This window comes from Paenibacillus rhizoplanae (assembly GCF_042684125.1).
GTDB lineage: Bacteria > Bacillota > Bacilli > Paenibacillales > Paenibacillaceae > Paenibacillus_AQ > Paenibacillus_AQ rhizoplanae.
In genome coordinates, this window is the sequence record NZ_JBHUKY010000003.1 from 123,819 (window position 1) to 137,727 (window position 13,909).

Consider the following 13,909-nt stretch of genomic DNA (forward strand, 5'->3'; position numbering starts at 1 on the left):
GTGAATTCGAAGGTTAACTGAACAGTGCGTGATTATTGTTATTAGTAATTATCAATAGGAAGGAAGGTTATGAATCCATGATACCACAACAAAACGAGGATCGGAAAGATATCCTTTGCTATACAAGACTGCCGCAGGAGGATATCGTATATGCTTCGAAGCTGGCTTACAGTATGCACCTGGCTTACAAGACCGATGGAGGCCAGTATCTGGCATTGAATCATAACTCGGGTGTCCTGTTCGCCAAGGCGACGGAGAATGAGGATGGGACGCTCCGGGCCAAAAGCCTGAAGAAGCCGTATCTCTTCTACTTGGCTGACGGAAATTTCGGCGTCATCGCTGTGCGCACCGAGGCTGACGGGGAAGTAGATGAACAAAGCAAGGGGAAGGTGCTGCTGTTCTCCTCTGCCGATCTGCTGCAATACAGTGAGATTGGACTGCTGGAGCTTAAGGCAGACACTCATGTAAGCGATGTCTCCTGCACCTACGACCCGGAGCGGAACGGTTACCTGATCGGTTGGATAGACGGTCAGGGCCAGGGCTATGAGAATTTCGCTGCAGACATCATGAGCCTTACGAATGTCTCGGAACCGGTCGAAGCGGAGCCGTTCACGCTGGAAGCGGTGCAGACTGATATCGAGGGAATCCAGCCGCGTAATAGGATCTCTGTCTCTGCCGGGATAGCCCGCAGACTCTTTTGTAAGCTTACGGTACCGGAGAACATTGCTGTCGTAGTACCGGACCGTGTGAATGCGGCATCGGTGGAGGATGTGAAGGCGGTTCGGGCAACGGCCCTATATAGTGATGGAACGCAGGCTGCCAAAAAAGTCCATTGGAACACGGATGCCATCAACTGGGACGAGGCCGGAACCTATAGCATCTCCGGGAAGATCCATCAGGATCACTTTCCATTCCCGGTTGCACTTAACCGTGCGGACCCTTGCATTGCAGAGTGGAGGGGGAAATATTATTTCATTGCGACTAATGATGCGGATAAGGAACATACGTTGTATATTAGGGAAGCCGATACGATTCCCGGGCTGGTGACAGCCGAGGAAGCCCTGATCCTCGATTCCTCCACGTACGAAGAGATTGGCGGCCTGCTGTGGGCGCCGGAACTCCATATCATTGAAGACGAGCTGTATATTTTCCATGCCGCAACACCCGGCGAGTTCTTCCATGAGGAATCACATGTGATGAAGCTGAATCCGGGCGGGAATCCCATGAATGCTGCGGACTGGTCCAAGCCCTGCCGGGTAGTGAAGAAGGACGGCAGTTATCTGTGCGAGGCGGGCAAGACGATCTCGCTGGATATGACCGTCATCCGCTGGAACGGCCAGCTCTATGCCGCATGGTCGGAGCGCCAATTCCTGCCGGTGGATCTGGGAGCCTGGGTCTATATCGCTACGATTGACCCGCAGGAGCCTTGGAAGCTGACCAGTGATCCGGTGCTGCTGACCCGGCCGGATTACGGCTGGGCCAATAACCATACGTTCGTGGATGAAGGTCCGTTCGCTCTGTACACTGATGAGAAGCTGTACGTGACTTTTGCCAGCGCAGCGGTGGATGCTACTTATGTTGTGGGTCTGCTGACCGCAGACAAGGGGGCAGATCTGTTGGATATCCAGAGCTGGACCAAGGGCAATTATCCGCTGCTGACCTCCAGAAGCGTGCCGGGGGAATACGGACCGGGCCATAACTCCTATGTGACGGACGAGGACGGGGTGATCTGGAACGCCTACCATGCCAGACCGGGAATCGAGGGACCGCGAAGCTCCGGCCTGCGCCGCGTGCATTTTGACATTGATGGTGCTCCAGTTCTGGATCTTACCGAGGAGAAGGACCTGAATCCGGGCCTGAAGCAGGTCTCCATGGAAGTCATCGTAGGCTAGACGCCTGGCCCGCCTAACTCTATAATATTCCTTATCATCGGGGAATCCTTGACCGTTTACTTAGGCCGGGGATTCCCTTTGTTTCACGATCTTACCGGAGGAGTGGATGCCGAAGTGTACGGGATCATTATTGTCGATGATGAGCTGTTTGTCCGCAAGGGCCTGATCGGAATGATTGACTGGGAGGGCAGCGGATTCCGGATAGTGGATGAGGCGGACAACGGGGAGGATGCGCTGGAGCTGATCCGGGCCAAGCGGCCGCAGCTGGTGATCACCGATATCCGCATGCCGGTCCTGGATGGCATCGGGCTGATTGAGGCGGTGACGGAGGAGCAGCTTGGAACGGAATTTATCATTATCAGCGGATATAACGATTTCCGGTATGCCCAGCAGGCGGTCCGGTATGGCGTGCTGGACTATGTGCTGAAGCCGATTAATGAGCATGAAATCGTGAAAGCGCTTCATAAGTTCCGCGATAAATTCACTGCGCGCAAGCAGCTTCAGGACCGGCTGAGCATTCATGAGGGAGAGAAGCGGGTGGAGGCCTTGATCCGGGGAGAAGCGGCGGAGGGGGCGCTTGATGCCTGGGAGCAGCAATGGATAGAGGCGGGAGCCCGCCGGTTCACCTATGTGCTGCTGGAGGTGAACAATGTGTTCCCTTGGAGCGGGCAGGCCATGCCCGGGAAGGCGGAGCTGAAGGAGGCGATCCGGCAGGCGGTGCAGCAGCTCACAGCAGAGGCGCCTATTATCTATGAGCACCGGAGGTTCTTCGGCTTCATTGTGCCTGAGCATTATCTGGCGAAGCATTCAGGGGAGCTGCGCAGCTTCGTGGCGGACTGTCTAAGTAAGCTCTACCAGCATTATCCCTTGCAGGTTCAGGCGTATGCGGGCAGGCCGGTAACCACACTTCAGGAGCTGAAGCATTCGTATACCTCGGCCAAGGAGACTGTGGAGTACAAATATGTCCGTCCTGCCCAGCCGATTCTGCTGTCCTCTGATATTACCGGTCTGTCCCTGAACTATATTCATGCAAGCAGTGAGGTGTTTCAGGCGCTGATTGAAGCGATTGAGGAGAATAAGCAGGCGGAGATGATGGACGCGATCGGCAAGCTGTTCACAGAATTTCAGGAGAAGCTGGTCTCCCGGGAGGCGATAAAGGCTGTTGCCATTCAATGCGTCCATAGTGTGCTGCATACCATACGGAGCATGGAAGGGGATGAGAAGCAGCTGGAGAGCCTTGTCCCGATGATGAACTGGCCGGATCATAACATCACCCTGGCGGAGCTGAGGGCCTTGTTCGAAGCCTTTGCACTGGAGGCGGCGAAGCGGATTCAAGAGCTGTACCAGAACTACGGCAGCAGCGGATTGTACCGGATCAAGTGCTATGTGGACCGGAACTTCCATGAGAACCTGAACCTGAAGCAGATCGCGGGCCAGTTCTATATGAATTCAGCCTATCTAGGCCAGGTGTTCAAGAAGAATTACGGCATGTACTTCAATGATTATCTGCTCCAGCTGCGTGTCACTGAGGCCAAGAAGCTGCTGCGGCAGACGGATCTGCGGATCTATGAAATCGCCGAGCAGGTCGGATTCAAGAACGCCGATTATTTCGTTACCCAGTTCGAGAAGCTGGAGCAGAGAACGCCTACAGAATATAGAAACCGGACGGGCAACCGTTAATGCCAGGAGGGGGCGCTGCATGAAGCTGCTGAATAATATCCGGCTCAGGAATAAAATGTTCCTCGTCTATTTCCTCGGGGTCATCGCTCCGATTATTCTCACGAATGTGATCTTCTACAACACGATTACCGGAAATGTGAAGGCACAGCGGATCAAGGACATCGATCTGGCGGTGGAACAGATTAAGAATGAGTTCCGGCTGGTGGTGGATCAGGCCGTGGGCTTGTCCTCTTTTTTCTATGCGGATTACAAGACCAATGAGGTGCTGGACCGTAACTTCACACAGACCGAAGACTATGTCGAGGCTTACGACCTCTATCTCAGGTCCACCCTGAACAACTATTCCCCGTTCTCTTCCTCGCTGCAAAACAAAACCATCTATGTGGATAACCCCACGCTGCTGAATTCTGGGAATATCGGGATCCTGTCCGGGGAGGTCCGGGAGAGTATCTGGTATAAAGAGTGGATGCAGGAGGCTTCCTCCCAGCCGCTGTTCGTCCGCACCCAGGATGCAGGCGGCCGGTTCCAGTCGTTCTCGTTGCTGCGGCGGATGGATTATTTCGCGGACCGGATGGTCAAGGAGAAGCTGGTGAAGATTGATTTTAAGACGATTGATCTGATGGAGGTCTTCGCCAATCTGAACGTACAGGGGGATGTGTATCTGCTGGGGCCGGAGGGCCGGATTGAATATACGACTAACCGGGCCATAGACTGGCAGGGGAAGGACCGGCAGCTGTATGCCTCCCTGAAACAGGAGCATATCATTAATTTCGAGAAGGAATACGGCAGTATCAGCTATCTGTCCGGCTGGCGGATTGTCGGCACAGTGAATGAGAAGGAGATCATCAAGGAGGTGCTGAAATCCCGTTATTTCATCCTCTGGTCGGCCTGCCTGATGATGATTGTCCCCACCGTTATTATTCTGATCATTACCCGTTCGATCAACCTCCGGATTATTGAGATTCTGAAGCATATGAAAAAGGTGAAGACGCAGCAGTTCCAGACGATCATGCACGGGGAATCTCGCGATGAGATCGGCCAGCTGACCCTGGAGTTCAACAGTATGATTATGCAGATTAAGGCCCTGATTAACGATGTGTATCTAACGGAGATTCAGAAGAAGTCGCTGGAGCTGGAGCGGCGGAAGGCGCAGCTTAATGCTCTGCAGAGCCAGATTAACCCGCACTTCCTGTTCAATGCGCTGGAGACGATTCGGATGCGGAGCCTGCTGAAGCAGGAGAACGAGACGGCCAAAATCATCCAGAGCATGGCGATGATCCTGCGCAGCTCGCTGACCTGGAATAAGGAGTGGGTGAGCGTGGAGGAGGAGTTGGGCTTCATTCTCTGTTTTCTGGATATTCAGAAATACCGGTTCGAGGATAAGCTGAGCTATCATATCGATGTGCAGCCTGAGGCTTACGCCTGCGTTGTCCCCAAAATGGTGTTCCTGCCCTTCGTGGAGAACGCCAGTATTCATGGCATCGAGCCGCTCAAAAAAGGCGGAAGCATTGAGATCCGCATCAGCTTGACGGGGGATGAGGTGGTCTTCCAAGTGGCGGACAACGGGATTGGCATGAGCGGTGAGCAGGTTGAAACTCTGTACGGATACCTCGACATGGAAGGGATTATCGGCGAGCGTATCGGAATACAGAATGTTATCTACAGAGTAACCATGCTGTATGGCAGGCGCGCAACCTTCCGGGTGGACAGCAGACCGGGTGAAGGGACACGGATTGAGCTGAGAATTCCAGTTCATCCATAGTTTTCAAAGGAGAAGCCATAATTTCACGGGTAACGGAGTAATGAAAACGCTTTTATACTAAAGAAGCACTAAACCATGAATATACAAGGGGGAATACAGGCAATGGGTAAAAGCAAGAGAATATGGCTTCTCGCTCTGACGGCAGTCGTCTCATTATCCGTGGTGACGGCTTGCTCGGGGCCTAATAATGCCAAGAAGAATACGGGGACGACGGAGCCGACAAGCGCTGCCGCTACCACAGAGACCGAACCCAAGCAGGATAAGGTAACGTTCAAAATCTTCAACGGGGTGGCCGGCTCGAAGGACGGAAACACCAATGAGACGACCATCGGCAAGCTGCTGGAGGATCAGACCGGTGTCAATTTCAAGCTGGAATTCGTGGTGGGTGACCTCAATACCAAGATCGGAACCATGATTGCCGCTAACGATTACCCGGATGTACTGATTCCCGATGCTGCTATAGAGGAAGTGCTGAATGCCGGCGCATTCATCCCGCTCGATGAGCTGATTGAGAAGTACGGGCCGAACATCCAGCGTGTGTATGGCAAGTCGTTGAACCAGATGCGCTCCAAGGACGGTAAAATCTATTTCCTGCCGATTGCCGCCCAGGTGAACGATTTCATTCCTGAGCCGGAAGCTGGTGCGGGGTTCTGGGTTCAGCGCCGTGTGCTGGAGGAAGCGGGTTATCCGAAGATCAAGACGCTGGATCAATATATAGAGCTGATTAAGAATTACCGCGACAAGCACAAGGATGAGAATCTGACGGGCATGGTCTCCCTTACACATGACTGGAGATTCTTCGCCACCTCCAACCCGCCGATGCATCTGATGGGCTATCCGAATGACGGCAACGTTACAGTGGATACGAACACCTGGGAAGCCAAGACCTATGCCGGTGCCGAGTCCACCAAAAAGTGGCTGAAGGCGCTGAATGACCTCAATGCTGCCGGTCTGTTCGATAAAGCCTCCTTCGTCGATAACTATGACCAGTATATCGCCAAATTAACCTCCCACAAGGTGCTCGGCTTTTTCGACTACCGCTGGCAGGTGGATAATGCGCTGAACGTGCTGAAGGACGCCGCCCGTAAAGATCCTTCCCTGGACGGCTTCAAGTATTTCCCGCTGCCGGTAACCTTCGAGGAAGGCACGCCGGATGCTTATCTTGATCCGCCTGGGGGCCTTGTAACGAACCGCGGAATCGGGATTACGGTCAGTGCCAAAGACCCGGTCCGCATCATCCAGTTCTTCGACAACATGCTGACGGAAGAGAACCAGACCCTGATGTCCTGGGGCATCAAGGGTGAGACGTATGAAGTGAATGAACAGGGCCGCTACTTCCGTACGCAAGAGCAGATCGACAAGATTGACGAGCCGTTCAGAGAGAGCTTCGGCTTCAAATACTTCAGCTGGAACTGGCCGATGTACAATGCGACCTCAACACTGGCTGACGGAAATGCCAAGAATGTTGCCAGCCAGCCCGAGGTCTTCCAGATGACGCTGACCGACAAGGACAAGGCTATCTTAGAGAAATACGGCGTACAGACCTACAGCCAGCTGTTCGCTGAACCGGTTCCGCGTCCATACTTCCCGGCGTGGGGCTTCGCGAAGGAGCAGAATTCCCCGGAACAGCTCTGGGAAGCCAGCAAGGACGAAATGACGAAGAAATATTTCCCTAAGCTGGTGCTGACGACTCCCGATAAGTTCGATGCGGTCTGGGAGGAATACATGAAGGAATTCGGCAAGCTGGATACTGCGGGTTATGAGCAATGGACCACCGAGCAAGTCAAAGCGAAGGTCGAACTGGCGAACCAATAGCCGCCGGAATCGGCAGGAAAGACTAGGGCTGTGTAGCTATCCTGGTCTTTCCTGGTTGCCGCTTGGACGGCCCGGTGTGCTGAAGGAGAGAGATACGGATGGATAAAAATACGGTACCCGCATTATCCCGGCCGGCGGCGGATAAGGAGCCGGGCCGGATGAGGCTGTTCTTCAAAAAGCTGGGCCAGCAGCGGGCCTTGGCAGTGATGTCAATCCCTTTTCTAATCTGGCTATTTGTATTCAAATACTTGCCGTTGTGGGGCTGGAGCATTGCGTTCCAGGATTATAAGCCGGCCAGGAAGTTCATGGAGCAGACCTGGATTGGCTTCGAGCATTTCAAATTTCTGTTCGGGGATGACCGCTTCCTCCGGGTGTTACGCAATACGCTGGCGATGAGCTCGATTAACCTGTTCTTCGGCTTCGTCACCGCGATCACCCTTGCGTTGCTGCTTAATGAAATACGCAATATTGCCTTCAAGCGTGTAGTGCAGACTGTCAGTTATTTGCCGCATTTTATCTCCTGGGTTGTGGCGGCGAGCATCATTCAGACGACGCTGTCCCCGGATGGTACCATTAACCAGCTGCTGGTGGGTCTGGGCTTCCTTGACCGCGGCAATGAAATCCTGTTCCTGGGTATCCCGGAATACTTCTGGACCATCTTCGGAGCCAGCTCCGTCTGGAAGGATATCGGCTGGAACACCATCGTCTACCTGGCCGCTATGACGACGATTGATCCCACACAGTATGAAGCAGCGGAGATCGACGGCGCGAACCGGTTCAAGAAAATGATCTATGTCACGCTTCCGGGCATCAAGTCTGTTGTGATTGTCCTGCTCATTATGAATATCGGCTATCTGCTGGAATCGGGATTCGAGCCGCAGTACCTGCTGGGCAACGGCATGAATGTGGATTATTCCGAGAACATTGATATATTCGTGCTGAAATACGGAATTGCCCAGAGTAACTTCTCCCTGTCCATCGCAGCGGGAATGTTCAAGACGGTCGTCAGCTTCATCCTGCTGTTCATGGCGAATAATGCCGCGAAGCGTATGGGCGAAGCCAGACTGTATTAATAAAGGAGGCGCAGGCATGGAAACCGCAGCTGTCCATAAGAAAAAACGCAAGCCCCCCATAAGCTCTTCCACCGGCGACCGCTTGTTTGTCATTTGCAACTACTGCTTCATGATCGCACTAATGATTGTTACCCTTTATCCGTTTGTGAATGTCCTTGCAGTGTCGCTTAACAACGCGCAAGACTCTATCAAAGGCGGGATCTACCTGTTGCCCAGAGAATGGACGCTTGCGAATTACAGTTATATTCTGAGAGAGGCCACGATTTTTCATGCGACCTTCATCTCAGTGCTGCGCACCGTGATCGGAACGGTCGTCACCGTCTTCTGCTCCGCCATGCTGGCCTACACGCTTAGCAGACAGGATTATGTGCTGCGCAAATTTATCACCGTAGCTTTTATCATGACGATGTACTTCAACGGCGGCCTGATTCCCAATTACCTGCTGATACGGGATATGGGACTGGTCGGCAGCTTCTGGGTCTACATTCTTCCGGGAATCATCGGGGTGTTCAACCTGATTATTATCCGTTCCTTCATTGAAAATCTGCCGGAGAGCATCATCGAATCGGCTAAGATTGACGGCGCGGGCGATTACCGGACCTTCTTCAGCATCATCCTGCCGCTTACGGTACCCGTGCTGGCTACGGTGGCGCTGTTCTCGGGAGTGTTCCAGTGGAATTCGTGGTTCGATGTCTTCCTCTACAACTCCTCGGATGCAAGTCTCAGCACCCTGCAATATGAGCTGCAGAAGATTCTGCAGAACTCCAACACTACCACCGGTACCTCGTCGCTGGACGGGATGATCCAGGGGGCAACGGGAGGCCAGCAGAATGCGGTCACTCCGATGTCCGTGCGGGCAACGATGACGATAGTAGCGTCCGTGCCGATTATTATGGTGTATCCGTTCCTGCAGAAGTATTTTGTCAAAGGTATGATGGTCGGCGGGGTTAAAGGTTAGGTTGTCTAATTGTATACATGGTTATAGCAATATACAGGATATTCATTTAAAATGTCCATATGACATACAAGAAAGAGGAGGATTCTCATATGGAATATCATGTTGCATTGCAAGGGAGCGATCAGGCTCCTGGCACGGCGGAACAGCCTTTCCGCTCCATCTCCCGCGCTGCGGCGCTGGCGGAGCCTGGAGACACGGTCACCGTTCATGCGGGTACATACAGGGAATGGGTGAGCCCGGCTAACGGAGGAACAGAGGAACAGAGGATTGTCTATCAGGCTGCCGGGGACGGGGAAGTCGTCATCACAGGCGCTGAGCCGGTGGCGGACTGGCAGGATGAAGGAGACGGTGTCTGGAGCGCGGAGGTGCCGAACAGCCTGTTTGCTGTGCGCAATCCGTTCAAGGAGAAATTATATGGCGACTGGCTGTTCGAAGGGGCGTTCGAGCCGCATCTGGGGGAGGTCTACCTGGACGGTAAATCGCTGTATGAATGTGATAGCGTTACCAAGCTGCGCGATCCTAAGGTATGGCCGCAGGCCAAGTACGCAGCGGACTCTCTGCTGCAGTGGTATGCAGAAGTAGGCTCGGCCTCCACAAGGATCTGGGCGAGCTTCGGGGGCAAGGACCCGCGCCGGGAGAATGTGGAGATCAGCGTTCGCCCTTATTGCTTCTGGCCGGAGCAGACTGGACGGGGTTATATAACCGTTAAGGGCTTCACACTCCGCCAGGCTTCTCCGCAATGGGCACCGCCAACGGCCTTGCAGGAAGGGCTGATCGGCCCCCACTGGAGCAAAGGCTGGATCATTGAAGACAACCATATCTGCGAGTCCAAATGCACAGGGGTGAGCCTGGGCAAAGAAATCTCAACCGGGCATAACGAGTGGTCAAATGGCCGGATGAAGGGCGGGACGCAGCGGGAGCAGGAGGTTATTTTCCGCGCACTCCGCCAGGATTGGCATAAGGACAACATTGGAAGCCATATCGTCCGCAATAATGTGATTCATGATTGTGAACAGGCTGGAATCGTGGGACATTTAGGGGCTGCTTTTAGCCGGATTGAACAGAACCGCATTTATAATATTCATCATAAACGGATTTTCCACGGGGCAGAGGTAGGCGGGATCAAGCTCCATGCTTCACTGGATACCCAGATTTGCGGAAATGTCATTTACAGCTCCTACCGGGCGTTATGGCTCGATTGGCAAGCACAGGGCACCCGTATCAGCCGGAATGTGTTCTTTGACAATTTGTCAGAAGATTTCTTCATGGAGGTCTGCCATGGTCCTTATATGGTGGATCACAACCTGTTCCTGTCGCCGATGAACTTCCGCAATATGGCCCAGGGCGGCGCGTTCGTCCATAATCTGTTCGCCGGCAGGTTCGTAGTGCGCCCCGAGCTTACCCGTTATACGCCGTACCATATTCCGCATGAGACAGCGATTGCCGGTTACAGCAACTTCACGGGCGGTGATGACCGATATTATAACAATATCTTCCTGCGAGATGAGGACACGGACAATGAGGTAGTGCCGATGACCTTCTTTGAGCATCTGCCGCTGGCCCCGAGAGAACAGCTTAACGATAACGGTGAACGGGTAATGGACGGTATCCCGGATAATTCCCGCTGTTATCTGCATCCAGTCGGATTAGGCGGCTATGATGAGCACCCGAATGCGCTGGATAAGCAGTGGTGGGAATACACCAGGGAAGAGATCAAGGCGCTGATCGATTCCGGGAAGCCGTTCCATCCTGAACAGATAGCCCTTCCTGTAGCCATTCAAGGCAATCTGTATCTGAAAGATGCGGTGCCGGGTACACATGAGCCGAACGTGAAGGTCTATGCCGATAAGGGTCTTGAGATCGAGGTTGATCCGGCTTCCGGCAAGGTGCAGGTGCATATCGTGAACCCTGAGCTGCTGCGTGCAGCAGCGCCGACCGTGGTCACCACGAATCTGCTGGGCAGAAGCTATCACGCCGAGATGCGTTACGAGGAGCCGGACGGCTCGGCGTACCGGTTCGACCGCGACTTCTTCGGTAAGCAGCGCCCGGACTCGAATGTGACGCCTGGACCGTTTGAATTAACGGATAACAGTCCGTTGAAGATTGTGCTGTAGAACTGAATGGTTATGGCTGAAAGCCTGTCCCTGGGGACAGGCTTTTGTGTGGTGCACGAAATGAGAAATCCTGCAAGAAGTTTAACAATGGTGATGCAATAGTACAAATGGTTATAGCCGATCTCTGCCTATGAAGGGGAAGTGGGCCTACATATAATGGAAGAAGAATGAAATGATGAGAGAGATGAATGGAGATGAGGAGATAAAGGCATTCAATGAAAAGTACGTAGACACCCAGGAGAACTTCAATAACGTTCATGCCTTTTTGAGAAAAATGGTAACATTGACAGGTAAACTTCAGACCTGGGAATTTGTCAGATTCGAGTTCTGGAACCGGTACGAAGCGCCCAAAAGTGCAGACCCTAATTTCATGGAGAATAATGCACACCTATGGAAGAATGAAGCAGGTGAGATCACAGGCCTGTTCATTTCCGAATCCGGAGGCGGTTTCTTCAGTTTAATCGTTCATCCGGATTACCCGCATCTGGCGGACGAGATGGTCGCATGGACCCGGAATGTATGGGGCAAGGGGAAAAAGAAGCTTAACACAGATTGCTATCCCTATGGTCAGGAGGTTCAGGCATTATTGGATCAAGGTTTTGTGCAAGATTCCCATATCGGGAATACCCGAAGATACGATCTTGTTCATATGGATTACACTTTGAATCTGGAAGAAGGATTCTCCATCCGCTGCATGACGGAAGGGATAGATGAAGGCACGAAGAGCGATTTAATGGAGCAGATCTTCTCTTCGGGTGATTCCAACGTCGGGAGCATAGAGTACTGGAGAAAAGATCTAAAGTCCTATCGTGCGGACCTTGACTTCACGGTGATGGATGAGAACGGCCGGCCCATTGCCTTCTGTTTTGGATTCGTGGATCAGGATAACGGGATTGCGGTTATAGAGACGATTGGGACCCACCCGGATTACCGGCAACGCGGCTTCGGCAAATCTGTCATTTCAGCCTGCTTCATCCGCCTGAAGGAGCAAGGTGTGACAACGGCATATATTACAGGGTTCTCTGCCGAGGCTAATGCACTCTATCAATCACTGCACCCGGTGGAGATTACTCCGATGCATTCGTATGTATACGAAGATTAAATACAAGCGGGACTGTCCAATGCAGGAGAATGCAGAAGGCCTTCTATCCTACATATATATTTTTCCGCAGCAGGTTCCTCAGCAGGATTCTGCACTTAGTTTATCGAATAAACAAAGTAATGGGATATACATATAATCTAAGAGAGGAATGAGCAGCATTGGACATGAACCATCAGAAGTATACAACACAAGCAGCGGGATATGATCAGGAGAGAGAAGGGATCGAGCGTGGTAAGATCACAATGATCGAATATCCCTCTGCCACAGTAGGCAACACCCGGAAGGCCAGAGTCTATACGCCGCCTGGATACTCTAGCACAGAGAAATATAGTGTCTTGTATCTGCTGCACGGCATTGGCGGAGATGAAGACGAATGGTACACTCACGGCACGCCACAGATTATTCTGGACAACCTTTATGCTGATCACAAGCTGAAGCCCATGATTGTTGTATTGCCGAACGGGCGGGCGATGTTGAATGACCGGGCGGAGGGCGACATCTTCGCGCCTGACAAGTTGGAAGCCTTTGCAACCTTTGAGTCTGATCTGCTGAACGATCTGATCCCTTATATTGAAGCGAATTATTCCGTGCTGACGGACCGGGGGCACCGTGCGCTGGCCGGGTTGTCCATGGGCGGAGGGCAATCGCTCAACATGGGTCTGAACAATCTGGACCGCTTCGCCTGGGTGGGAGCCTTCTCTGCGGCACCTAACACGAAGGAGCCGGAGCTGCTGGTACCGGACCCGCAGAAGACGTCCGCAGCGCTTAACGTTCTCTGGTTATCCTGCGGAGATCTTGACAGCCTCAAGTATGTCAGCGACCGCACCCATGCTTATTTCTCAGAACATAAAGTGCCGCATATCTGGGTGGAAGAGCAGGGCGACCATGACTGGCCGGTCTGGAAGAACGGCTTGTATCAGTTCGCGCAGCTTATTTTCTAAATGGTTAGGGGGCGTTCGAAATGGGCGTCTCGTATGCCGCTTACCGTCAATCGCCTATTAGTCACCCACCCAACGTCCGCCGATCGCCAACTAATCACTCACTAATCACTTACTAATCAATCACTAATCAATCACCTATCGTCCGCCGATTGCACAAGACCGCACTGCACGCGACCATGAGCACGTTATGAGGAAATAGTTGGATTTTCTCCACTTGCTGGTGAACAAATTTGCCTTCCGGGAACAGTAGTTGGACAAACAACACTTAATCCATCACAATTCAACCAAAGTGGGTAAAAAAACAATATTAGATGCTGTTTCTCCACTTGCTTATCTGTAAACGCCGGAATCTGCCAAATTAAGATACCTTTTTCCATCTGCTTGCCGATGAGGGGGCTTGATTGGATGGATATGGGTAGGCTGTTAGCCAAAGAGGCCAGGTTAGCTGGATGTGAGTAGGCAGATTGCCGACGAGGGGCTTCATTAGCCGGAGAAGTTGCTCTACATACTTAAGCGCAAAAAAGGCAGCCCCAAGCCATATCCATGGCTTCGGGGCTGCCTCTTCTTTTACT

General features: G+C 52.7%; 9 protein-coding genes. All 9 read left to right on the forward strand.

Annotation, left to right across the window (positions count from 1 at the left end; all coding sequences use genetic code 11):
* Positions 1-77 precede the first annotated feature (77 nt).
* The 9 genes from ACFSX3_RS00780 to ACFSX3_RS00820 all read left to right on the forward strand — a co-directional run bounded on the left by ACFSX3_RS00780 (position 78) and on the right by ACFSX3_RS00820 (position 13,337).
* A complete protein-coding gene (locus tag ACFSX3_RS00780) occupies positions 78-1,892 on the forward strand; it encodes a family 43 glycosylhydrolase (protein ID WP_209992424.1) in 1,815 nt (604 codons plus the stop codon).
* Positions 1,893-1,970: 78 nt separating this feature from the next.
* Positions 1,971-3,572, forward strand: a complete 1,602-nt coding sequence (locus ACFSX3_RS00785; RefSeq protein WP_209992423.1) for a response regulator transcription factor — start codon at positions 1,971-1,973, stop codon at positions 3,570-3,572.
* Between the two features lie 19 nt (positions 3,573-3,591).
* Positions 3,592-5,334, forward strand: a complete 1,743-nt coding sequence (locus ACFSX3_RS00790; RefSeq protein ID WP_209992422.1) for a sensor histidine kinase — start codon at positions 3,592-3,594, stop codon at positions 5,332-5,334.
* Positions 5,335-5,436: 102 nt separating this feature from the next.
* A complete protein-coding gene (locus ACFSX3_RS00795; protein WP_209992421.1) occupies positions 5,437-7,149 on the forward strand; it encodes an ABC transporter substrate-binding protein in 1,713 nt (570 codons plus the stop codon).
* A 98-nt stretch (positions 7,150-7,247) separates the two neighbouring features.
* Positions 7,248-8,222, forward strand: coding sequence for an ABC transporter permease (locus tag ACFSX3_RS00800; protein WP_209992420.1), 975 nt, complete (start codon positions 7,248-7,250; stop codon positions 8,220-8,222).
* Between the two features lie 16 nt (positions 8,223-8,238).
* A complete protein-coding gene (locus tag ACFSX3_RS00805) occupies positions 8,239-9,180 on the forward strand; it encodes a carbohydrate ABC transporter permease (protein ID WP_209992419.1) in 942 nt (313 codons plus the stop codon).
* 89 nt (positions 9,181-9,269) lie between these two features.
* On the forward strand, positions 9,270-11,294 hold the full coding sequence (locus ACFSX3_RS00810) for a right-handed parallel beta-helix repeat-containing protein (RefSeq protein WP_209992418.1): 2,025 nt from the start codon (positions 9,270-9,272) through the stop codon (positions 11,292-11,294).
* Between the two features lie 172 nt (positions 11,295-11,466).
* Positions 11,467-12,396: a GNAT family N-acetyltransferase gene (locus ACFSX3_RS00815; RefSeq protein WP_209992417.1), complete on the forward strand. Its 930-nt coding sequence runs from the start codon at positions 11,467-11,469 to the stop codon at positions 12,394-12,396.
* A gap of 164 nt (positions 12,397-12,560) precedes the next feature.
* Positions 12,561-13,337 carry an alpha/beta hydrolase gene (locus ACFSX3_RS00820; RefSeq protein ID WP_209992416.1) on the forward strand — a complete coding sequence of 259 codons (777 nt, stop codon included), beginning with the start codon at positions 12,561-12,563 and terminating at the stop codon, positions 13,335-13,337.
* Positions 13,338-13,909: the final 572 nt, after the last annotated feature.

Coding starts and splice junctions, on each gene's coding strand:
- ACFSX3_RS00780 (WP_209992424.1), top strand. CDS start 78: ATGATACCACAACAAAACGAGGATCGGAAAGATATCCTTTGCTATACA.
- ACFSX3_RS00790 (WP_209992422.1), top strand. CDS start 3,592: ATGAAGCTGCTGAATAATATCCGGCTCAGGAATAAAATGTTCCTCGTC.
- ACFSX3_RS00795 (WP_209992421.1), top strand. CDS start 5,437: ATGGGTAAAAGCAAGAGAATATGGCTTCTCGCTCTGACGGCAGTCGTC.
- ACFSX3_RS00800 (WP_209992420.1), top strand. CDS start 7,248: ATGGATAAAAATACGGTACCCGCATTATCCCGGCCGGCGGCGGATAAG.
- ACFSX3_RS00805 (WP_209992419.1), top strand. CDS start 8,239: ATGGAAACCGCAGCTGTCCATAAGAAAAAACGCAAGCCCCCCATAAGC.
- ACFSX3_RS00810 (WP_209992418.1), top strand. CDS start 9,270: ATGGAATATCATGTTGCATTGCAAGGGAGCGATCAGGCTCCTGGCACG.
- ACFSX3_RS00815 (WP_209992417.1), top strand. CDS start 11,467: ATGATGAGAGAGATGAATGGAGATGAGGAGATAAAGGCATTCAATGAA.
- ACFSX3_RS00820 (WP_209992416.1), top strand. CDS start 12,561: ATGAACCATCAGAAGTATACAACACAAGCAGCGGGATATGATCAGGAG.